Origin of the sequence: Persicobacter diffluens (assembly GCF_036244895.1) — a bacterium.
Taxonomy (GTDB): domain Bacteria; phylum Bacteroidota; class Bacteroidia; order Cytophagales; family Cyclobacteriaceae; genus Persicobacter; species Persicobacter diffluens.
Window position 1 is genome coordinate 1293303 of record NZ_BQKE01000002.1, and the last position, 22362, is coordinate 1315664.

Consider the following 22362-nt stretch of genomic DNA (forward strand, 5'->3'; position numbering starts at 1 on the left):
AGGAGCTTCTATTGATAATGAAAACATTTTTTGTAAGAGAAAATGATATTATCGGGCGGTATAGCGGTGCCTTTTTCGCGATCATAACCTTATCTTTTTTAATTGTGTTACCGGCGATTGCTCAGGTCGGAAATGATGATATCGAAAACCGTTTGTTGTTGGATACCGAGGTGATTTATGATTCAAAAACGGATCATTGTACTGTGCAATGGGATTGCGTGGATGAATCCCTGACCGGTAAGTGTATTCAGTATCATAATGATCAGTGGTATCATTTTAATGCCGGCAGTGAACCAAAGCTTTACCTTAATATTTTCGATCAACATTGCCGTGATTTGTTTGGGGTGCAGGTCGTGGTGCTCAAAGGTACTCCCTGTCAACCGGAGACTTATCAGGTATTGTCTTGCGTGTCTTTGGAAACCCAGAATGATATTCATATTCCTTTGGAAGATCTGGTGGAAGGGCAAAATTATCTGGTGAATGTGGATGGTTATCTGGAGGATTTCTGTCAGTTCAAAATTCAGTTGTCAGCCGAACCAATAGGCCTTCCGGTGGATCAATTGCAGGACGTGGAGGTAACAAGTTCCCAACAGGGAGCAATGGCTACCATGAGCTGGAAACTGGATCAGGATTTGGAAAGTCCTGTCCGGGAATTTCAAATTTATCGTAGGATACAATACTCCGTAAAGAATTAGGCCGCAATACAGCCAAATCTCTCTATCTGGAGCATTTGCTCTGAATTATCGTAAGGTTCGGGGGCAATCCCGAACCCTTTAAATATTCTTTGGATATAGTTTCGATTAAAATATAGCATCTTAATACTTGATAATGAGAAGGGTTCCTTTTCTTCGGTTTTATTATCAAAATAGTGAAGCGCTTTTGCCACGGACACCGCCGTTAGGGACATATTGATGTGATTATGTATCTTATTTTTACTCCTTGCTTGGCAGTGAGTCAAACCGGTGAATTGTTTGGCATCTCGAAATAGAAACTCAATTTGAAATCGAAGTCGATAACGCTCAATTATTGCGGAACCGCTTTGATTAATGTCTGTACTGAATAAAATTTCTCGTCTGGTTTTCCCATTGTCAAGCTCAGTAACGACGACCACACACTTGATCCATCGTTTAAGACTTTTACTATGAACCTCTGCTTCGAAAGCCTCCGAGTTTTCATTTTTGAAACATAGTGTAAAGTGTCTTTGGTCAAGATTATTAAATTTCACTTTTTCTCCATAGACCTTGGGTCGCCCTCTTTTTCCGGTAGGTGGTTCGGTATTTCTGTAACGAAGAAATGCGTTTTTAGCCAATTTACTAATGACAATAAACCCTTTTTCTACTATTGGATCGACGAATGTAAAGCGCGAAAAGTAAGCATCAACAACCACACTATCTGATACTTGCTTGTACAATTCAACATTTGACAAAATCAAATTGGCATAAAAGGTCAGCAAATTAAATGACTCGTCCTCACTCTTAAAGGTTTGATGGGCCTCTAAATGCATTGCGGTTTTACTTTCGAGGCCAACACTTGCTATTCCAGTAATTTCTAGACCTCTTTTTGTTGAATTATCGCAGCCTGACCAAAAGTACCCTAAACCTGGGGTGAGTTGACCACTTTTGGAAACATAACTTGGATCAAAGGCAATGATGCGCAATTCATCTTTAAGTGTCTTAATGAGCTCAATATTGAAAAAAAGGTAATTGAAATATTTTTCATACCATGATCTAATCGTGGCCTCATTGTACCGCAGATACCGACTCATGTTGGTGAAATTATTACGACCACGGAAAGACAGTAGTCCTTTCAAATTTTCTATCATGAAATCCCTCTCCCATTTGTTAATGTCTAACATTTTATGGAATATTTGCGCTAGGAGTGTTTCGATGCTCTTGATGGTGACTTAGTATGTTGGTGTTTGGCGATACAAATATACAGGTCACCATTTTTTTTACAATAGCTCAAAACTCTACGGAGTATTGTAGGATAAGAGATGAGTTTAAAAATACCTGGCTAAGGCATATACCGGCTGTCACCAATGCTTTTGGGCAAGTTCAGCGAAATTATGAAGTAAGTCTGCCTTTGGAGGGCTATAAAAAGAATACCTTCACCGTCATTGCAGGGCTGGAAAACGGGGAATTCGTTCGGATTGGGAGCTTTGATTTTATTCAAAAGGCCCGGCCACAAATGGCGATTATCCCGATTGACCTCGGGAAAATAAAAAAGAAAAGTCAGTTCAGTATTCGGGTATTTGATGCTTCCAATCAGCGTCTGATAGGTCGATTTCAGTGCATGCACCAACCTAAGAGCACCGTACCTTTTATGCTGAATGTAAACTCCTATCGGCAAGCAGGATTGTCTGCTATTGTGGTGGAGGTCGTGAATGAGCGCAAAAAAGAGAAAAGAAGGGAAGTTTACCCACTTTAAAACAAGTGTAAAAAGAAGGGATTTGCCTTCCTCCTCTTCCTCCTCAGCAAAAAATGCGGGAGAAAAATTTTTTCATTTTTCCCGCCTTAAAGCTAAACGAGGGTTTAGAGCGGGTTTAAAAGCTAAAATTCGTAAGGAATATTTGATTATTGTAGAAGTGATACCCGATTATTTTGAGAGAATAGCAGCACTATTGTTGAGAATTTATCCAAAATTGCTTCCAATAATTCGAATTTGCAGTTGGATAGTGCGGTTTTAAATATGCTTTTAGGCATGAATAATTCAGGCCATTGCTAAGCAACTATTACTTCCAACCAGCTTTTTTCTCCCAAGGGCAATCTTTCACGATACTTTCTTCCTCAATAGGGTCAGATCCTTCTATTAGGGCATGGGTGGTCCAGAAATCCCAGGAGGCCTGACCCGCCTTTTTATCAAAGGGTTCTACCTCAGCCAAATGACCGAAAAAAGCGGTAATGATTTCCCAGTATAATTTTTTACGCCTCAAAATCACCACCAAAGTATCGGTTTCTATCTTTTTCCGGTTGCGTACAAAGCGGCTGTGACCATTTCTGTTCAGACGGCGGGCATAGAAAATATCATCTTCCTCGGTGGTCGGAACACATTCCTGATAACCCACCGGGTGGGGGAATTTGATTTCCTCTTCCAATAAATAACGTCCTTCTCCCTTTATTTTTTGCAGGGCAAAACTTAAGACATCTTCCACCCCCTGATGCAAATGACTGCCATAGGCCCGGTCGGCGACAGGCTCTCCATCGGCGGTATAGCGGATTTTCCGGATTTTATAAGCCCGGTCTTTTTGCGGTTTTTCAGCATCATGACTCAGCCGAAAGACCACCAGACCTTTTTCCTCATGGTTAAGATCCATCAACTCATTGAAGTGAAACCAAATGATATTTTCTTTCTGATCCTCAATAAAGCCATAGCGCTTTTCGGGGAATATTTTGATGATCTTGCCTGTTCTTTCCATTTTCCTATGGAACGAAATTAGGGAATTATCGGGGAATAATTGCCCGAATTGTTTGCCTGAAATTAGCTGAAATCGATTCCCAAAGATTGAATTTGGAATCGGAGCAAGCGGTTTTTAGCACGTATGAAAAAACTTAACGAGATTTTCGGATGACTTTTCCCTAATGAATAGGCTTCCATACAGTAATTAGGGCAAACGCATCAAGTTAAAAACTATTGAGAAATTGGTTTATTTTTGCCCTATGAATACACCCACGACTATTTTTTCAGGAGTAGAAGACCCTCGCCAAGAGTGGAGATGTCTTCATCCATTAGAAAATATCCTTTTTATCGCCTTAGCAACAATGATTTGTAATGGCGAAGATTTTGAAGATATGGTAATTTTCGGAGAGCAAAATTATGAATGGCTAGCCGAGTGCCTTGATTTATCGAATGGTATCCCCTCTCATGATACCTTTAATCGAGTTCTACAAAGATTACGACCAGACTCATTGCTGAATAGTCTCAAAGAAGATGGGCAACAATTACTGGACGTTGTAAATGAAAAGCAGGTGATTTTAGATGGGAAAAAATTAAGGGGAGTTTCTCCAAATCAAAAAGGGAATAAAGGTTTATACATATTAAGTGCTTGGGTTGGTGAAAATAATATTTGCATAGGCCAACAAAAGGTTAAAAATAAAAGCAACGAAATTACAGCCATTCCTGAATTACTTGATAGCATAGAATTGGCCGGCGCTACGGTGAGTATTGATGCGATAGGGTGTCAAAGGGAGATTGCTCAAAAAATAACACAAGATTGTGATGCTCAATACTTTCTTTCGCTTAAAAAAAACCAGAGGAACAGTTATCAGATTGTTGAAGATGCATTCCGCTTCCACAATCCTAGCAAATTTGACTTAATGATTGAAGAAGGGCATGGAAGAAAAGAAGAACGTAAATGCACTATAATTTCAATGGCATCTTTGCCGGAAGAGGAGCAATTAACTGGTTGGGAAGGGCTAAAAACTATTGTTAAGATTGAGAGTAATCGAAATGTTAAAGGGAAGGAAAGTAAGCAGGTTAGATTCTACATGAGTTCTGAAGAAATTTCAGATCCAAAATACTACAATTTATTGGCAAGAGGACATTGGAGCATAGAGAATCAACTGCACTGGCATTTGGATGTGACATTTAATGAGGATGCTTGTAGAGCCAGAAAGGATCATTCCGCTGAAAACTTAAATATCCTCCGAAAAATCGCACTGCAGAGAATTTCTAGAATGGATGATAAACTCAGTAAGAAAAAGAGGAGATACAAGGCTTCAATGGATCATAACTACCTTATATCCATCATCTCCTGATGCGTTTGCCCTATACAGTAATTGGAAGTGTTGTGATTGGTGTGGAGAATGCTAACTTTACATATTAGGGCTTTATTTTTTAGATTTAAATTTTTATATGAGTATACAGAAGGAACTGGAAGCTTTGCAAACCGCCGGGATTATCGATCAGGCGACGGCAGAAAATATCCGGCAATACTTTCAAACAGAAGGAAAGGCACCGGGAAACCGACTTTTGATGGTTTTTGGAATTTTGGGCGCCATTCTCATAGGTTTGGGCATCATTTTGATCTTTGCCCATAATTGGGATGACCTTTCTAAAACAACTAAACTGAGTCTGTCTTTTATGCCTTTGCTTTTGGGCCAGACCGCCTGCGGACTTAGCCTATTCCTATGGAAGGATAAACCAGTATTGCGGGAGGGCGCTGCGACTTTCACTTTTTTCGCCATTGGGTCGGTACTAGCACTGGTCAGTCAGATTTATCATCTTCCCGGGGAATTGGATGCTTATTTGTTGTTATGGATGCTCCTGGGATTCCCCTTGATTTACCTGATGAATTCCTCGGTTTGTTCCCTGCTGTATCTTCTGGGGATTACCGCTATGGCTTGCTATAGCGGGTATTGGACTCAGACTTCCGGCCTTTACCCCTATTATTGGGCTTTATTGGCGGCTGGCCTGCCACATTATATTCATCTTATTCGCCGCAAAGTTGGGAATTTCAGGACTTTTCATGATTGGTTGATTCCCCTTTCCATTGCGCTTTGTTTGGGAACGCTTGTTGAAAATTTTGGAGTCCTGATGAATATCGCCTACTTCAGCATGTTCAGTGCCTTTATGCTATTTGGCAGCGCGCCGTGGATGACCTTTAAATCTTCCTATCGAAATGGCTTCGGCTTGACAGGATTAGCGGGGATGTTTTTCATGCTGTTGATGTACAGCTTTGAATGGTTTTGGGAGGATTTAATAAAAACGCCTTTTGAAGCAGCGACTTTGATGAGCTCATCGGAATTTCTGCTTGCTTTTATTTGGACTGCTTCGGCTACAGTTTTATTATATTATCAAAAAAAGCGCGGGGAATCATTAGCAAGACTACTCCTTGATTCCGCCTTTTTAGTTTTTATTTTTCTTTTTATTATTAATGCTTACTATATGATTGGGCCGATTTTTATGAGTCTTTATATCATGCTTTTAGGGGTGGTTTTCCTTTGGGAAGGAGCCCAAAAATTCAGCCTTAGGAAAATGAATTTCGGACTATTATTAGCAATGGGGCTTATCGGTTGTCGCTTTTTTGATGGACAGTTCAGCTTTGTAGCCAAAGGAATATTTTTTGTATTTGTTGGGCTGGGATTTTTCCTAGTCAATTTTTGGATGTTAAATAGGAAGAAAGCACATGAATAAGATGAAAATAATAGTTCCGGCATTTATCATCATGGTCTTGCTTCAATGGTATTTCCCGCTTAAGGCTGTTTGGCAAAGTGAGCATATTCTGGCTACCGGCAACGAATATAAATTCAGGACCATGCCCGTAGATCCGAAAGATCCGTTTCGAGGGAAATATGTTACCCTAAACTACGAGGCTACAACTGTTCCTATTGATGAGGCGGATGCCTGGCAAACCATTAGTGAGGCTTATGGCATTATTCAACTGGATACTGAGGGGTATGCGCGATTCGTTGCGCTACAAAAAACGCAACCTGCTTCTTCCATAGATTATATGAAGGTGAAAATTGATAATATTAAAGCAGGTGAGGATCCCAAAGCCATTGTAGCGCTTCCTTTTAAACGGTTTTATGTGGAAGAATCAAAAGCCAAGGCGGTCGAAGATTTATACCGAAAGCATCAACGCGACCCAAATTCAGTGACTTATGCTTTAGTGGCGGTGAAAGGGGGGGAAGGTCAATTGAAGGATCTTCAGGTTAATGGCACTTCAATTTTAGAGCATGTGCAGGTAGAGTAAAGCATGATTGTGATGTTTTAGGGCGCGTTAGAAAGAACACCATCCGACTGTAAAAATGAATTATTGGCCACGATTTCGGGTAATTTTTCCATATATAGTGATGCTGTTATAGAAAAATAGGCAGGTTTCGTTGTGGCAATAATCAAGTTTTATGATGAATTTTGGTCTTTTCATCCACGTATTCTAAAGTACCAGTCCCATTGTAATCTCTAATTATAGGAAAATAGATTTGCCGATTTTCAGGCTTTTTAAAACGGCATCTGTTTAATGATTATGGCCACAATTAGACCTTAGCATTTATTCCTTTGTTATGAATATGTGTTTTTGAGTACGTTATTAGTTTTGTTAGAAGGATGCTTTTTGCTTCAATTCTGGTTGATAATAAGCGTTTTATTGTGTATTGAAGTCATTGTCTAGTTAATGTTCAGTCAAGTATTTATTGCAAAAACCCACATACGCTTAAATTCCTTACACTTTTTTAATTTAAATCGTGTTTATGTTTTTTGGAGTGAACAGTTTGCAGAGTGCCTTTCGACTGGTGAATGGTTTGGTGTTTGTTTTGGCGGTCGTGATGATGTGGTATGTGATTACCTTTTTATCCAAAACCCTAGAGGCTAATAGTGAATATAGAAGCTATGGCGAACCGGTTAGTTATTCTTGTCAGGTGATTAAGTCCGATGGGTTGGAAATCATATCACTGATGGGCTTTCATGCATTGGTACATGATGAGGCAAAGGTGAAAATAGTAAGGGAGCGCATGAACTCAACGGGGGCTCAGGTGCAGTTATTGAAGCAAAAATTAGGGGAAGGATTGGCTCCGGAATTTAAGGAAGAAGTGGAGGGTTTGGAAAGGTCCTATGCAACATTAGTCAGTAAGATGGAGGCGCAATACGAGAAGCCTAATGTGGAACAAATATTATTAGATGTCACCCCTCAAATTAACCAGATGGCCTTTCATATTAATCGGATGGGGGATTTGAATTGGAAGTTGTATGGCGCCAAAAGAGAAGGTCTCTTTAGAGATTTTGAGGGATTTCGTATTCGTTTTGGGGTTATTCTTTTAGCCTTCTTTTTATCGATTTTCTTAGTACTCTTTGTCCTGCATAAAGGGATAATGAGGTTAATAAATAGTATTCAAAATCATATACAAATATTAACCCGTGGTGATCTTCCTCAGGCATTTAAAAAAGCGTCTCATGAGCTCAATCCCATATTGATGACATTCAATGATTTGATTGTTAATTTGTCAGCGGTAAAGGCTTTTGCTATCGAGGTAGGAAAGAGAAATTTTAGTGCGCCTATACAAGTTTTTGGAGATCAGGGGGAGTTAGGCCAGGCACTGGTGGGTATGCGAGATAGCCTTAAGAAAGTGGAAGCAGAGGAGCTGCAGCGTAAATGGCATGTTGAAGGCATTGCGCAATTTGAGGTTTTACTTCGAAAACAGGAGGGGGATCTACAGCAGCTGACGGATCAGTTTTTATCGCATTTATGTTTTTTCCTTGAGGCGAGTCAGGGTACCTTGTATGGATTGGAACAAGAAAATGGACCAGTATTAAAGCGATGGTCTACTTTTGCTTTTGATCGGAAGAAATTTTTGGAGGGGGAAGTGTTTCCGGGTCATGGAATTGTGGGGCAATGCTATTTGGATCAGGAGGCGATTTATTTGACGGATGTGCCTTCAGATTTTGTACAAATTACCAGTGGATTGGGGGGAGCGAAACCCACAAATGTGTATGTAGCACCATTGATTTTCAATGAGCAGGTGATTGGGGTTCTTGAGCTGGCCTCTTTCAAGGATATCGGTCAGGAACATCAGGCCTTTATTTCCAGAGTGGGGGAGTCGCTGGCCGCAACAATTTTCAATGAAAAGAATAGTCTGGATAGAAAACAATTGCTGGAGGAAAGTCAACGATTAACCAATTCTTTGCGGGCACAGGAAGAAGAGTTAAGACAGAATACCGAGGAATTATTGGCGACTCAGGAGGAAATGGGACGAAGAATTGCGAACCTTGAAAATGAATTGGAACAGGCAGGAAAGAAGTTGCCAGACGTTTCAGGAATATTGATAGATGAGCAAGGCTAGGAATACAGGTGAGAATATTCTTATTCAGAGAAACTGAAAAGTAAATAAAAGAAAAGCTTCGGCACTAGATTCTGTAGAGCAGAGGATTTTACCTATTAACCCGGATTATATTGCTTTAATCCTCCTTTAGCTGCTAGGCTGGAAAATGAAGGGATTTTTCCTATTTCGAGTTTTTTCCAAAAAAGCAGGTGAAGGAGGAGAAAGTAAATCTATCTAAATTTGGGCGATTAGAAAATCAGAATAATCAATCTCCATGAACTCAGAGCACACCATCCGGCTGTAAGTTTTAGCTTTTAAACACGCTTTAAAATAAGGTGTCTAATGGAGATTCGCTGAATCTGACTGAAAAATACTTCGGCTTATAAGCAATCAAGGGGACCAATAAAGCTTTTTGGAGTCGTATTTCATTAAAAATAAGCTCTAGAAAAAACCTTCAATCCCCTCGAATTATAAATCTCAGTCCAATAATTCCGTATTAGATCCGTCAGGTTTATCGGTTAAAATCTTGTCATCCAATTCGTGGTTTCATTCCTCCTCCCCCCCCAACTCATTCCAAAATACTTCAACGCCCTTCCAATCGTATTATTCGTATCATTCGGGACAAAGACCTCGCGCACACTCATTCAAAAACTTGTAAAAACTGTGGCCAAAAACTCACACTCCAACAAAAAAATAGCACAAAAAAAAGTCCGGGAACCAACCGGACTTCAATACTAATACCAAACTATAACCTTATGAACCACTATGATTATACAAATTCAAATAGGGACGTTTTAAAAAGGAAGGATGCTTAATCAAGGTTGATCAAGCATCCGTTCACCCAACATCAACCTATGTTTGGTAATTTGCAAAGGCTATGCCAAAGTGATTTTAGGAATTGAATTATTTATAGACCGAGTCAAAAATTTAATTGCGAAATTTCGCCTGTTGATCATATAACATGATCAGCTTATTCCCTTCAGAGTAATTCGTGAAAATTGGTGTTCATTCGTGGTTTTATACCTCATCACTCCAATATACTTCAAACCCCTTCCAATCGGATTATTTGTACCATTTGGGATAAAAACCTGTCGCACCCTAAATTCAAAAAGTTTGTATCGAGCCATTCAATTTTCTCTCTCTTTTCATTTTTTCTTGATAAAAAACGAAACAAAAAAATCAAGGCTGTGATCAATGCAGGCGGTCCCGTTCACGATTGCCGGAACCCATCAAGACCGCCATTGGAGCGTATGCGGGATAGAAATTTATCTTTTGGAATGGCGCTTGCGATGGCTTCTCCATCGTCAATCGCGTCCGTGACTGATCACCTATTGATCAAGGCCATCATTGTTGTAGTGTATTTGCTTTGCTGAATATTTAATGGTTTCTTTTATCAAGTACTTTGATTTAAATCATTCGGGATTATTCGCGCCATTCGTGGCAAAACTAGCGCGCACACTCATTCAAAAACTTGTAAAAACTGTGGCCAAAAACTCACACTCCAACAAAAAAATAGCACAAAAAAAAGTCCGGGAACCAACCGGACTTCAATACTAATACCAAACTATAACCTTATGAACCACTATGATTATTCTCATTCAATAGGGACGTTTTAAAAAGGAAGGATGCTTAATCAAGGCTGATCAAGCATCCGTTCACCCAACATCAACCTATTTTAGTGTCTGCAAAGGCTATGCCAAAAGGGATATGTTAATGGGATTATTTATAGGGGAAGCCAAAATGACCATCGCGAAAATTGGAGGTAAGGCTTTCAACTTTCAGTTTTTCATTAAAATTTAAGTCGAATAAAGTAGGTATAAACCTCCATTTAGCTGCAATATGGGTAATAAAAAGAAATAGTTACTTGTGTGGAGTTTTGTTGCAAAGACGCTGGAAGTGAAAGCAGGTTTGTCCAAATTTGAGCTATAATAAATCAAAGAAATCACTTGTTACCACTTGAATATAAGTCCATTGAATTGATTCTCTAGCGGGGAATAATTTGGCCTAATCGGGCGGGCTCCTTGTCGTAACCCGTTCTTCTAACTTGATGAATTTGCGCCCATACTTCGCGCATTCCTAAATCCCGATGTATATTGTAATTCGTAAAATTACAACCTATGAAAATAAGAATCTCTGTAATCGGCTTTTTGCTAATAAGCTTGTTGGCTTGCCAAAGGGAAAAGGCAAAACCTATATCCAAGGTATACTCCAATTATCTGGAGAATTTGGTGGGCTTTTTTGAGGAACATGCTTGGGATGCGGAACGAAAAGTCTATTTGTCTGAAATAGATATAGCGGGTAAAAGCATGTCAAATCGGGTATACAATGTGGCACATAGCCGGATGATTTACGGCCTGGCATTGGCTTCGGATTATTATGAGGGAAATCTGGAAAGGGCCTCCGAGCTGGTTCAATTTCAATGGAAGCATTTGGTAAATATGGAAGAGGGTTATTTTTATCCGATGGTGGATGAGGATAACGCTCATGAACCGCAAATCGCCTGGGATGTATGGCAGCAGGCCTATGGCCTTTGTGGTTTATCGGAATATTATCGCAAAACCGGTGATGCGGCCCTTTTAAAGAAAATTCATGTGATGCATGATGGTTTTATTAACCGCTTTCATGATGAAAAAAATGGAGGATTTTGGGCTATTGTGGATAGGGAAGGCGGAGTGAAAGGAAGTAAGACCTTGCAATCTCTGATGTATCCGGTGACCGCCTATATGGGGAATCTTTGGCAGGCGGATGTTGCGCATGCTGCCTCCTATGAACCCTATATTCGGGAAAATCTGGAAATTGCTGCTCAAAGTGCGTGGAATGCAAAAACCAATTGGGTGAATTTTAAATTCGATGATGCCTGGAATCCATGTTTGTTGGTGGACGAGGAAAATCTTTGCTTTACGGTAAGTCCAGGTCATAATTTCCAGCTGGCATCTTTATTTCTTCGGGCCAAATATTTTTCATTTTTGGAGAAGGAGACGATAGGCCATTATGAGGAATTAGGACGGGCCATTTTGAAGGCCACTTTAGCCAAACCCATTTATCCTGAAGGAAATTTGGCCAATGGTTTTTACAGCAAAGTTAATCCTTTAACTAATGAGGTCCTGGACGACCGCAAAACCTGGTGGCAACATGCAGAAGCCATTTTAGCACTTTCTTTAGCTGGAAAAGAATTCGAGAAAGAGCGTCTGTTATTGGAAAGCTTCTTTTTCAACCATTTTGCAGATACAGGCCGTGGAGGAGAATATTTTTATGTGACGGCTGAAAACGCGCCCGTAATAGAGGAGTGGAAAGGCAGTGTAGGGAAGTCGATATATCATTCAGTGGAAATGATACGCTTTTTGATGGAGCAGAATTAAAAATAGTCTTTAAAAAATTAAATTTGAAGGAAGGCATTTTCCTTTTAACCTTTAAGGTCACAAGAGGATGCCTTATTTATATTATTTAGGGAATGGTTTTCAATGTTGGAAAATGATGGGCCGGAATAATGATGCTCTAATTATAGTTCACTTGAGCTTAAAGTACTGAAAACCAATCCGTTGATGGGTTTTTGTGGGGTGTTATGTTATGAAATAAATACAAAAAAAAAGCGATCCAATCGGATCGCTTAAAATGTAATGTTTATTACCATATATTGGTGGTTTATTTAACCATTCCGTCTTTAAAAAATAACCAATCAGTGTCCTAAAAAAATCTAATCTGATCAAAAAATAAAAGTGACAGTAAATCGCGGTTTCATTACCATCCTAAAAAATGTTTACCTTAAGTGAGTAACTTATCTCCCTTTCGGTAATGTAAAAGTGGGGAATTTTTTTTTACCAAACAATCATTTTCATAAAAAAAGCGGCTTTTTTCCTGTAATTTTTTCTAATCGAGCAAAATGATGGTGTTTTTGAGGTTAAATCTGACTTTTGTCATTCGTTGAGGCCGTATTCATTAGTTTTAGATTAAAGTCTTATATATTGTATAAGGAAAAGAAAGTAAAAAGTCACTCATTGTGTAGATGAGTTTCCATTTGTTCCTCAAAAAAAGACGCTCCACTCCTGGAAAGGATCGCTTTCAAGATTGATCGTTTTATTTGGTTAAAGCTTTTCGGTAGATTAGTTAAACCGAATTGTGCCTGTACTTATTTTCCTTTAATTGGAAGGCGGAATATTCTAAACATCGCCTCCTGTTTTGATTTTTGCCCAATAATGAAAATGAGCGAGGAGCAAGCGAGCCTGCCTAAATTGAGCCAATAAAAAACCGAATAAGCATCTGCTATATTTTGGGGATGAGTTCCTTTAGGTGTTTTTTTGATGGTGAAGTTGTATACTCCGGCCTAATTTCAGAGAAGATATGCCCGAAAGTGGTGATTGAGGGTTGAAAAATGGCGGCATAATGGGTTGATTTAAACGCGAATAAAAAACTATCCAAAAATAGAGTCTGCCTGATCAAAGAAAAGGATCTAGTTTTTGTTTTTCCCGATCTCAAAGAGTTGCTTCAAGTTTTTTCCTGTTTCCCCCACCCATTTGGAAACCACCATGCTCAGGTCCACCCGATAAACAGGCAGGTTAAAAGTCGTGCCGATCAAGGTGGTCTTCAGGGATTTCTCGCTACCCCAAGGTCCATGAAATAAAACGCGATAACCAGATTTAATTTTTTCATTTAAATCAGGATGTTTACTTAGAATAGCTCTTTACTTCATCTAAAAAAATTATTCCCTCTAAATTGTCCTGTGTATCATGTGGGATTACTGAATCTTCCCAATTCGCTGGTTTTTATTAGTGAAGTTAGCCCCAATTATTCACCGCTAAATTTATTAATTAAGCGCAAGGGGTTTGTTTTCAGTTTATTAATAATTTGTTTTCTGTGATTTATAATCGCCTGAATATGTGCATTCTTGCTGTCTCTTTATTAATCTGCTTGCTTGAGAAAAATGAAATAGGGAATGATTCCTTCAATTTTACCACCTTGCAGCTAAACGATGGTTTAAGCATAAATAACATGGGCAAAGGGCAACAACTTAATATGCCGGTATCACTCAGCATATAATGCCAATGTTAAAGCATGAGATCCACCAGAGTCTGCGCATACCGGCTGAAAAAAAGTTGCTTTTCATCCAAATGAATGATGATGAGGTTATCTTCTATACTAAGGTGGACAATATCGAAAAACCCCCAAAATACCCTCAGGTACAAAAATACTAAGTACTGACTTACTAATCTACATTTCACTCCTGCCACAATTTACACATTTTAACCCAATGCCTCGAAATTCGGAGTGGTCTATGGTGAGTTGATGTAAGGGTGCTTTTGGAGGTATCAGATAATGCATATTGTCAGTAATTAATATTCGTAAAAATTTAATTCAATAAATATTGATTTATAATGATTTAGTTAGTTTCTTTTCAATTTAAATGGATTATAAAGATGAACCGACTCCTCTATTTTTTTAGCTTAACCCTATTATTTGCCTGTAATCAGCCGGCAGAAGTAAGTGTTTACCCCGGTACGACGGAAGCGTCTCAGTTTTTTCGTTTTTCCTCAGCGGTCGATACGACATTGACCGGAGCAAAGGGTACAGTGTTGCAATTCCAGGCCAATGCTTTCCAAACACCACAAGGCACCGAAGCAGTGGGAGAGATTGAAATAGAATTGAAGGAGTTTTATACCATTGAGGATTTTATCAATAATGGATTAACTACCCAAACCACTGATGGAAGATTATTAGAATCCTCCGGAATGATTTGGGTGCAAGCCCGTTCAGGAGACGAGGAATTAGTCCTGAAAGAAGGGGCTCCCATGAACATTAAGTTTCCAAGGGTAGTGGATCGGCCCACTGCCCATCTTTTTGCCGGGGTAGGGGATAGTTTGAGTGGAATAAAATGGGAATTATTGGAACCGGTTTATCATGACACCCTGGTGTACCGAGATTTGAAAGGGATATTGCATCGAGCGTATGGTCCCTCGGTAGCGGAGACCGAAATTAGCTTTATTATTGGTGAAGATACCATTCTACTGACAGCGGAAAACGAAGAGGACTTTGCGCAGGTATTGGAAAATAATCCGGATTCGATAAATTATAACTTATTTTATTATTTGCTGATGAGAGAGCAAAGACCGTCTTCTGGAAATTTGCTTCAATATGATCATGTGTCCTCCAATGATTATCCGGAGTATTTAGCACGTTATCAGGTACATGTGGATACTGTATTCGAAAATGGATTTAGTGGAAAATATAATTATCAGGGATTTAATTTTTTAAATGGATATAGCTTAGAAAAATCCCAATATCTTCAAGATTCTTTATTCTATACCGGTTTAATAAGGGCATATTTAAGGGCGGAAGACTATCTACTACCTGATGAAATTATTGGACAATTGGATAGTTTAAGTAATTATAAAAATGATAGTTTATTTTATATTCAAAATTTTGGCCAACAATTCTATACTTTTGAGACACTTCAGTTAGGCTTTATTAATTGCGATTTTTTTCTTGATCAAGAGGTGAAACAGGTGTTGGTTCCCTTGGATAATAATACTTCGACGGTCTATGTAATTATTAATGGATTTAATACAGTCATGTCTTATGTACCCTGGAGCCATGCTGGCAATGAAGTCCTTTTTAATATTCCGGCAGGCATGGATATTACCATTTTCGCCTATCGGGAAGAGGAATGGAAACACTATCTGGGGATCGCTCAAGCCAACACCAATGATGAAATTCCTTTGATCGAACAAAAAGAAATGCCTATTGAGGATATTCATAAGGAGATCAAAAGGCTCGCCACAGAGGTCAAATAATGCCAGCGGAGCCCGTTTCAACTAGCAGGAGTGTGTGGGCTATGCGAATTACCGCTCACACACCCAAATACTCCTCGCAAATTTGGAATACCCTCTTTTCTCTACCGTACAGTAATCCTGCACGTTCAGCCCGGCCGCTTCGATGGTCGCGCTGATATCCACGATGGAGACAATGATCACCCTTGGCGACATACGCGCAGCCGCTTCAATGATGTGGGCAGTGATTTCATCGGTGGAACGGCTGTACAGATTATAGGGGAGATCAATGATGATGGCATCATATTCCTTTTCCACTTGCGCTACATCCGACAAATACAGATTCGGTTCATATTGGTAGTGCAGGAGGTTTTTCTTCGTGCCGTAATAGGTCTTGGGATTGATCTCGCTCCCCTCTATATTAAAACCACCGATACAGCCTTCCAGCAAAATAGTCCCCGCTCCGCAACAGGCATCCAACAGCGTTTTGGATTTATCTCCCTCCGATGCGATCCCCACCAGAGATTTCCCGATGTGCATGCAGATGGAATTGCTGAAGGAATAGGGTTTGTTATTGTGCTTGCGCCAGGCGCCATCATGTCGTTTCAGCTTCCCGAAATACCACATGCCTTCATGCGTGCAGATGGAATACACCATCGAAGGGTTTTTAAAGTCCGGGGCCGCAAAAATGCAAAAGCCCACCTCTTTCATTTTCTGCTTTCTTTCCTCAAATCGGGCAGGGTCGCCCTCGAGAGAGAGATAATCCACCTTAAAGCCTTCAGTGCGCAACAGTTGTTTGCGGATCAGGGGCAACAACTTATCGTAGCTTTTGGCCTCAGTGATGATCTCAAATCGTGCCAATAGAAAGGGGCTGATCGAAGGGTCAATCTCCACATCGGAAAACAGCACTTTCCCTTCTTCCTCTTGCTGAAACATTTGTCTGCACTCCAATCTGCACAGATCCCTGTGGTGGTAGTCGTAACTGAATGAATAAATAAAACGCGCTTCCGGCATTATCTCTCCTCTTTCTAAATGATTAAAATCCGCCGGCTGAAATAAGAATGTGTCCCGTTTGACTTTGTGGAGGCCAATGCCATCCTCATAAAGTTCCATCAGTCCCGATAATTATCGACCTCAGCGATTTGCGGGCGCAATATATCGAATTGAAACGGAAAAGGAAGTGCCTTTGAGCAATCTGTAGGCAAAGTGGTCGGTAATTTCTTTGCTTTTGAAAGGGGGCGGTCCGGTTTGTGACCTTAGCCTGAATTATTCTCCGCTGAATATAGTGGGTTGCGCTAAGCCGAATGATTCACCGAAAGATTCATTGAGGCGTTCTTAGAGCTTCCCTGGTAAGGTTTTAGAGTATGTTTAAGAGCGCACCATCCGGCTTCAAATTCGAATTATTGAAAGCGATTTTGGATAGTTTCTCAACAATAGCGATGCTATTCGCTCAAAATAATCGGGTATCGCTTCTGCAATAATCAAATTTTCGCTTCGAATTTTGGCTTTTAAACAGCTCTAAAATTTGTGTTCCCCCGATTTTCAATAGCCCAAATTGGGGAAAGCTCGCTTTCTCCTCATTCCTCTGCTTTCTTGGCAAAAAACCGAATCATAAAAAATCCTTCATTTTTTCCGCCAGTCAGCAAAAGGAGGATTTAAGTATAAAATACTCGGATTAGCATGCCGGATAAGTTCCATTGATTTTTTGTACCACAGGCATATTTTGGGAACAGCAAAAAAATAACCCCGGACAAAAAGTCCGGGGCATTTCAACCAATGTCGGGTGTTGCTCCCGACCGCTATTTATTATAAAAATTGGACTGTCAATAGGTGGAGGCTTAGCCCGAATTATTCACCGCTACATTCAGAGGAGGATTAAGAGGTTCGCTATCAGTCCTTTCTGATTGAGGCTGATATTTTAATCGCCCCGATTGGAGTGAGCTTACTTTCTCCTCATTCAGTTGCTTCCTGGAAAAAATTCTGAATAGGGAAAATCTTTTTTTCCGGCCATTTAGCTGAACGCCTGTTTAAAAGCACATCCTCCGGCTGCAAATTTGAATTATTGGAAGCGATTTTGGATAATTTCTCCCTAATAGCGCTGCTATTTTCTCGAAATGATCGGGTATCGCTTCTGCAATAATCAAATTTTCGCTGCGAATTTTGGCTCTTAAACACGCTATCAACGAGGGTTTAAGCAGGAGTAATTCGGCTTAGTAACCTTCGGTCTGACTTAAATTCGGGTTGGCTGAAATCTGGGCTGCGGGTAATGGCAGTACCAAACGTTTTTTGCCATCGGAGGCCTGTCCGGCATTCGGGCCATAAAGATTTTCAGTCACTATTTCATATACTTCATTAGTTTCATTCCACTTTTCATAGCTTACTTCAATAGGAGCCGTGTTGTTAGCGTCGGTTTTATTGGACCATTTGCCCAGATATTTACCGTGTCGAATCAAATCCTGTCGGCGGGTACCTTCCCAGAGCATTTCCCAGCCACGTTCGGCCAATACAAAATCCAGGGCAGAAACTCCCATATCTGTCTGATGCGTTTCGGCATTCAGATAAGGATCGCCGGCAGGGAAACGACCGCCTTGCTGTCTGAAGGCACTGATGGTGGCTAAACCTTCCGTATTTTTCCCCAAACGGATTTGTGCCTCTGCTTTCATCAGCAATACATCTGCATAGCGCAGGATGGCGAAATCGTTTCCTCCATCTCCTCCCCAGGAGATGCCGGCTTGTGCCGGATCAATATTATATTTCAAAACACGGACACCCTGGAAGTCGGAAATATCAAAGACGCCCATCTCCGGCTGGTGTTGCCAGCGGATGCCATCCACATCTGTAAATTCCGTCACCAGTTGTGCGCGGCGGTTGTCATGCTCGGCATAACTGTTATAAAATTCTGTATTTACCGCAAAGCCGTTCCATTTAGAGTGGGTGGCACTCACCGCCTGTCCGTTGATTTCTGCAGCGGCATAGTGCATCCACCAACAATTGCCATGATTACCAAAGTCGGCCTGAGCCAGATGCGTAGCCACGAGCAGATAATCCGTATTAGCAGCTTCCTCTGCCAGGGAGAAGGTTTGCAGGTAGTCCGGATATACCGAATGTCCCATGGTCCCCACTTTATCCGCATAGGCGATCACCTTATTCAGGGCTTCATCGGAAGGGGCATTGACCTCGAAATTGTCATTATTGTAAACGCCCTCGTTCAAATATAATTTGGCTAATAGTCCGTAAGCTGCTGCGGAAGAAATGCGTCCGTAGGAAGCCGTAGCCGGCAGGGCATCCTTAATGGCTTCCAGCTCACTCACCACAAAAGCATACAATTCGGAACGTTCGGCAGCGGGTAAATTTCCCGGATTTATGGCAGTAGTCACCAAAGGCGCCCGTCCAAACATATCCATGATTTCATAGTAAAAGAAGGCGCGGAGGAATCTCGCCTCATGCTGCAGGCGGCTTAATTCGGCACTACTCTCTAAGCTGGCAGAACGCTCAATAAGGGTGTTGGCCCGGGAAATCCCCGTCATTGGCCGGTTGTAGGTTCCTCTAAGGTGCGGATGATACTGATCCCAGGTGTGGGCATTAATTTGCAACCATTTTCCACCATCTACCCAGTTTCCACCCCGGCCGGGAACGACACATTCATCGGAGGATACTACATTATAGCCCCAGGTGTTTTCATGATGATACAGTCCGCGAAGTTGGGCGTAAACGGCATTCAATGCGGTATTCACCTCAGCAGTATTACGGTAATATTCGGTATCCGGAACAGAGCTGAACAACTCCTCATCCAAATTGGTACAAGCCACTCCGGTGCATAGTGACAGGAGCAATATCAAGCCAATAGAAATTTTATTTTTCATGATGATTTTCGCTTTTCTTAAAGATTAAAAAGTCACATTTACCCCAAAAGTGAAGGTTCTCGATCGTGGGTAATTATTATAATCGATACCATAAGCAGGTACCTGTCTTCCGCCGGAAGTCGGCGTGTTCACCTCCGGATCAAAGCCGCTGTAGTTGGTGAGGACGAATAAGTTCTGCCCGGTGAGATATACCCGTAGATGGGAGATGTTCTTCATATTCACCGTGTTAAAGGTATAGCCCAAAGTTAGGTTGGCCAGGCGCAGGAAGGAGCCATCTTCCACAAATCGATCAGAAAAGGCGGTTACCCCATTTGGCTGGTTGTCATCATAAACATTGCGCAGGGCGTTTACCTGCGAGCCATTGGCTTGTGCACTCGCCTTGTCGGAAAGTTCCATGGCCGTATTGTTCACCACATCATTGCCCATGGAGCCCTGGAAGAAGAAGCTGAAGTCTACATTTTTGTAATTGAACGCATTATTCAAACCTAATAGTACTTTCGGCATGGCAGTGCCAATGATCTGAGATTCTTCTGAAAGTAGTTCATTGCCATTTTCATCTATTCCCAAATATTTTTTGCCATAAATGGTCCCGTATGGTTCACCCGGAGTAATAATTTGCGCATAGGCACCGGTCAATCCCCGACCCGCCAGGTCACCCGTTTCAATCAGTTCTATCCCATAGCCCAGGCTTTGCACCTCATTTTGGTTGAAGGAAAGATTCAGTCCGGTGGTCCAGGTGAAATCATCCCGCTGAATATTCACCGTATTCAGCGCCAGTTCAATACCGCTGTTGCGCACTTCGCCAATATTATAAAAGCGATTATCGCCATTGGCCGGCTGGGAGGCGTCATATTGCAAGAGTAGATCGTAGGTGTCTTTGATATAGAAATCCAGATTACCATAAATGCGACCGGAAAGAAAATCAAAATCCGCCCCTATATTGATTTGACTGGTTTCTTCCCACTTCAAATCCGGGTTGGGGTTGTTCTTTGGCGCTACGCCGGGTGACACCGAATTCGGATTATCAAGTATTGCTCCATGGCCCAAGTCGGATCCAATGATGCCAATGGCCTGGAGGTTGGCGATTTCCTGGGAGCCCGTCACCCCCCAACCCGCTCTTAATTTCAAGTCTGTCAAAACGCTGTTGCCTTGCAGGAAGCTTTCTTCGGACAGGCGCCAGGCAGCAGATACCGCCGGGAAAATTCCCCATTTATTGTTGGGTCCGAATTTGGAAGAGCCATCCGCTCTCAGGGTGGCGTTCAATACATATCGATCCTTGAAGGTATAGTTGGCACGACCAAAGAAAGAAACCAGTCGGTTTTTCTCCTTATTAGAATAAGAAGTCTCCACCGTAGAGGATCCAATATTATCCACTCCGGTCTGGTCGAACTGAAAGGTATTGGCAATCAATCCGAACTCATCCAGCGTATATTCCTGGAAAGTATACCCACCTACGGCATTCAGTCGGTGGTCTTTCCACTGGTTTTTGTAGGTGAGTGTAGTTTCTAAAAGGTTGTTCATCAGGTCTTTTTGCTGCTGTCCGCCCCGTCCATTGGAGAACCACCAGTTGTAAGCCGGAAAGAATGATTTCCTTTTGGCGCCGTTCAAATCGGTACCAATGCGCACCTGAGCAGTTAAGTGTTGGGTGATGTCATAATCGGCAGAGAGGTTCGCCAGGATTCTTTTGGTATAGGTAAAGTCATCGGTGGTCTCAGCCATCGTATAAGGGTTTTTCAATTCCGGTAAGGTGGGCTCAAAGTTTTGATCCATCAGGGGAGAGACGCGCAGCATGCTGTTGATCACTCCGGAATTTCCGGCAGAGCCGGTCCCATAGGGCAGGTAATTATCGATCACATAGGAGGCCAGGACATTCGCTTTGATATTCAGGCGTTCATTCACTTTTTGATTCAGGTTGAAACTCCCGTTGAAGCGCTCCACCCCGGAGTTTATCAGAATACCATCCTGCTTAAAATAATTTCCGGAAAGCCGATATTGTGTTTTTTCGGATCCTCCGGTCATGGAGATATTATGGTTGTGCGTTAGTGCTTGTCGGGTCATGACGTCTTGCCAGTCGGTGGAGGCAGCCTGATCGTCTGCATTGGGATTAAACTCCCGGTATTCCTGCGCTGTGAGCACATCCAGTTTTTTGGCAATGGTGGAAAGCCCTACGGCCCCGTCATAGCTGACGGACGTTTTTCCGCCTTTACCGGATTTCGTGGTGATGATGATCACCCCATTGGCAGCGCGGGAACCATAAATAGCGGTCGAAGAAGCATCTTTCAGGATTTCAATGCTTTCAATATCATTCGGGTTAATGGTACTCAGTGGATTTCGGGCAGTGGAGGCGGAGTTTTCCAGTGTCGTTCCCGGATCCACGGAAGTGTTGTCAATCGGGAATCCGTCAATCACATAGAGTGGTTCATTGGAGGCAGTCAGAGAAGTTCCGCCCCGCACCCGGATGTTTACACCACCGCCGGGCTCACCGGTTGCGGGTGTCATCATGACACCGGCAGCACGTCCCTGGAAGAGCTGGTCCGGAGAGGAAACAGAACCGGTGTTAAAATCTTTGGAGGAGATCGAGCTGATGGAGCCGGTCACATCCTTTTTTTCAAGACTACCGTATCCGATCACTACAATTTCTTCCAGTTCTTCAATGTCCGGGCTCATTTGGATGCTAAAGTTGGTTTGATTGCCAATGATGATGCTTTGTGCCTTGTAACCAATAAAAGTAAAAATCAATTTGCTGCTTTCGGAGGGGACGGTTAATTCAAATTTTCCGTTCAGATCAGTGGCGGTTCCCTGCGAGCTCCCTTCGATCATGACGCCCACTCCCGGGAGGCCGGCCTTATTTTCATCGAATACGATTCCGCTTACTTTTATGCCCTGAGCAAAAATCGGCATAGCACAGCACAACTGAAGGAGTAGAATTACTCCCAGCGTAAATAATCTTCTCATAGGTTTAAGTTTTGGTTTTTGTGCTTATAA

14 protein-coding genes are annotated in these 22362 nt (G+C 41.6%); 8 read left to right on the top strand and 6 right to left on the bottom strand.

All coding sequences use genetic code 11. The annotated features are described in order from the left end of the window. Nucleotides 1–17 precede the first annotated feature (17 nt). Nucleotides 18–695 (top strand): hypothetical protein, encoded by a 678-nt coding sequence (locus tag AAA970_RS18940; RefSeq protein ID WP_338238463.1) that lies wholly within the window; start codon nt 18–20, stop codon nt 693–695. Here AAA970_RS18940 and AAA970_RS18945 read toward each other — a convergent pair. Further along, nucleotides 692–1855, bottom strand: a complete 1164-nt coding sequence (locus tag AAA970_RS18945) for a transposase (protein ID WP_338237823.1) — start codon at nt 1853–1855, stop codon at nt 692–694. The genes AAA970_RS18940 and AAA970_RS18945 overlap by 4 nt on opposite strands. A gap of 53 nt (nt 1856–1908) precedes the next feature. Here AAA970_RS18945 and AAA970_RS18950 point away from each other — a divergent pair, with 53 nt between their 5' ends. Continuing rightward, nucleotides 1909–2427, top strand: a complete 519-nt coding sequence (locus tag AAA970_RS18950; protein WP_338238464.1) for a hypothetical protein — start codon at nt 1909–1911, stop codon at nt 2425–2427. Between the two features lie 304 nt (nt 2428–2731). On the opposite strand, the gene AAA970_RS18955 is transcribed toward AAA970_RS18950, so the two are convergent. Further along, complete coding sequence (locus AAA970_RS18955) at nt 2732–3415, bottom strand: hypothetical protein (RefSeq protein WP_338238465.1); 684 nt, start codon at nt 3413–3415, stop codon at nt 2732–2734. A 241-nt stretch (nt 3416–3656) separates the two neighbouring features. Here AAA970_RS18955 and AAA970_RS18960 point away from each other — a divergent pair, with 241 nt between their 5' ends. The 5 genes from AAA970_RS18960 to AAA970_RS18980 all read left to right on the top strand — a co-directional run bounded on the left by AAA970_RS18960 (nt 3657) and on the right by AAA970_RS18980 (nt 12112). Then, complete coding sequence (locus tag AAA970_RS18960) at nt 3657–4754, top strand: ISAs1 family transposase (protein WP_053404476.1); 1098 nt, start codon at nt 3657–3659, stop codon at nt 4752–4754. A 97-nt stretch (nt 4755–4851) separates the two neighbouring features. Next, nucleotides 4852–6132, top strand: a complete 1281-nt coding sequence (locus AAA970_RS18965) for a DUF2157 domain-containing protein (protein WP_338238466.1) — start codon at nt 4852–4854, stop codon at nt 6130–6132. A gap of 1 nt (nt 6133) precedes the next feature. Next, the gene (locus AAA970_RS18970; RefSeq protein WP_338238467.1) at nt 6134–6691 is read left to right on the top strand and encodes a GDYXXLXY domain-containing protein; all 558 of its coding nucleotides are present in this window, start codon (nt 6134–6136) and stop codon (nt 6689–6691) included. 496 nt (nt 6692–7187) lie between these two features. Then, nucleotides 7188–8774: a GAF domain-containing protein gene (locus AAA970_RS18975; RefSeq protein WP_338238468.1), complete on the top strand. Its 1587-nt coding sequence runs from the start codon at nt 7188–7190 to the stop codon at nt 8772–8774. Between the two features lie 2096 nt (nt 8775–10870). Then, on the top strand, nt 10871–12112 hold the full coding sequence (locus tag AAA970_RS18980; protein ID WP_338238470.1) for an AGE family epimerase/isomerase: 1242 nt from the start codon (nt 10871–10873) through the stop codon (nt 12110–12112). Nucleotides 12113–13200: 1088 nt separating this feature from the next. Here AAA970_RS18980 and AAA970_RS27840 read toward each other — a convergent pair. Beyond that, a complete protein-coding gene (locus AAA970_RS27840) occupies nt 13201–13425 on the bottom strand; it encodes an AAA family ATPase (protein WP_420916735.1) in 225 nt (74 codons plus the stop codon). A 739-nt stretch (nt 13426–14164) separates the two neighbouring features. Between AAA970_RS27840 and AAA970_RS18985 the strand changes: the two genes are divergently transcribed. After that, nucleotides 14165–15538, top strand: a complete 1374-nt coding sequence (locus tag AAA970_RS18985) for a hypothetical protein (protein WP_338238471.1) — start codon at nt 14165–14167, stop codon at nt 15536–15538. A 48-nt stretch (nt 15539–15586) separates the two neighbouring features. Here the strand turns inward: AAA970_RS18985 and AAA970_RS18990 are convergent, their stop codons facing one another. From AAA970_RS18990 to AAA970_RS19000, 3 genes are all read right to left on the bottom strand, one after another. Then, nucleotides 15587–16627: a TRM11 family SAM-dependent methyltransferase gene (locus tag AAA970_RS18990; RefSeq protein WP_338238472.1), complete on the bottom strand. Its 1041-nt coding sequence runs from the start codon at nt 16625–16627 to the stop codon at nt 15587–15589. 1097 nt (nt 16628–17724) lie between these two features. Further along, nucleotides 17725–19377 carry a RagB/SusD family nutrient uptake outer membrane protein gene (locus AAA970_RS18995; protein ID WP_338238473.1) on the bottom strand — a complete coding sequence of 551 codons (1653 nt, stop codon included), beginning with the start codon at nt 19375–19377 and terminating at the stop codon, nt 17725–17727. A gap of 24 nt (nt 19378–19401) precedes the next feature. Further along, a complete protein-coding gene (locus AAA970_RS19000) occupies nt 19402–22332 on the bottom strand; it encodes a SusC/RagA family TonB-linked outer membrane protein (protein ID WP_338238474.1) in 2931 nt (976 codons plus the stop codon). Between the last annotated feature and the right edge of the window lie 30 nt (nt 22333–22362).

Coding starts and splice junctions, on each gene's coding strand:
- AAA970_RS18940 (WP_338238463.1), top strand. CDS start 18: ATGAAAACATTTTTTGTAAGAGAAAATGATATTATCGGGCGGTATAGC.
- AAA970_RS18945 (WP_338237823.1), bottom strand. CDS start 1,855: ATGTTAGACATTAACAAATGGGAGAGGGATTTCATGATAGAAAATTTG.
- AAA970_RS18950 (WP_338238464.1), top strand. CDS start 1,909: ATGTTGGTGTTTGGCGATACAAATATACAGGTCACCATTTTTTTTACA.
- AAA970_RS18955 (WP_338238465.1), bottom strand. CDS start 3,415: ATGGAAAGAACAGGCAAGATCATCAAAATATTCCCCGAAAAGCGCTAT.
- AAA970_RS18960 (WP_053404476.1), top strand. CDS start 3,657: ATGAATACACCCACGACTATTTTTTCAGGAGTAGAAGACCCTCGCCAA.
- AAA970_RS18965 (WP_338238466.1), top strand. CDS start 4,852: ATGAGTATACAGAAGGAACTGGAAGCTTTGCAAACCGCCGGGATTATC.
- AAA970_RS18970 (WP_338238467.1), top strand. CDS start 6,134: ATGAAAATAATAGTTCCGGCATTTATCATCATGGTCTTGCTTCAATGG.
- AAA970_RS18975 (WP_338238468.1), top strand. CDS start 7,188: ATGTTTTTTGGAGTGAACAGTTTGCAGAGTGCCTTTCGACTGGTGAAT.
- AAA970_RS18980 (WP_338238470.1), top strand. CDS start 10,871: ATGAAAATAAGAATCTCTGTAATCGGCTTTTTGCTAATAAGCTTGTTG.
- AAA970_RS18985 (WP_338238471.1), top strand. CDS start 14,165: ATGAACCGACTCCTCTATTTTTTTAGCTTAACCCTATTATTTGCCTGT.
- AAA970_RS18990 (WP_338238472.1), bottom strand. CDS start 16,627: ATGGAACTTTATGAGGATGGCATTGGCCTCCACAAAGTCAAACGGGAC.
- AAA970_RS18995 (WP_338238473.1), bottom strand. CDS start 19,377: ATGAAAAATAAAATTTCTATTGGCTTGATATTGCTCCTGTCACTATGC.
- AAA970_RS19000 (WP_338238474.1), bottom strand. CDS start 22,332: ATGAGAAGATTATTTACGCTGGGAGTAATTCTACTCCTTCAGTTGTGC.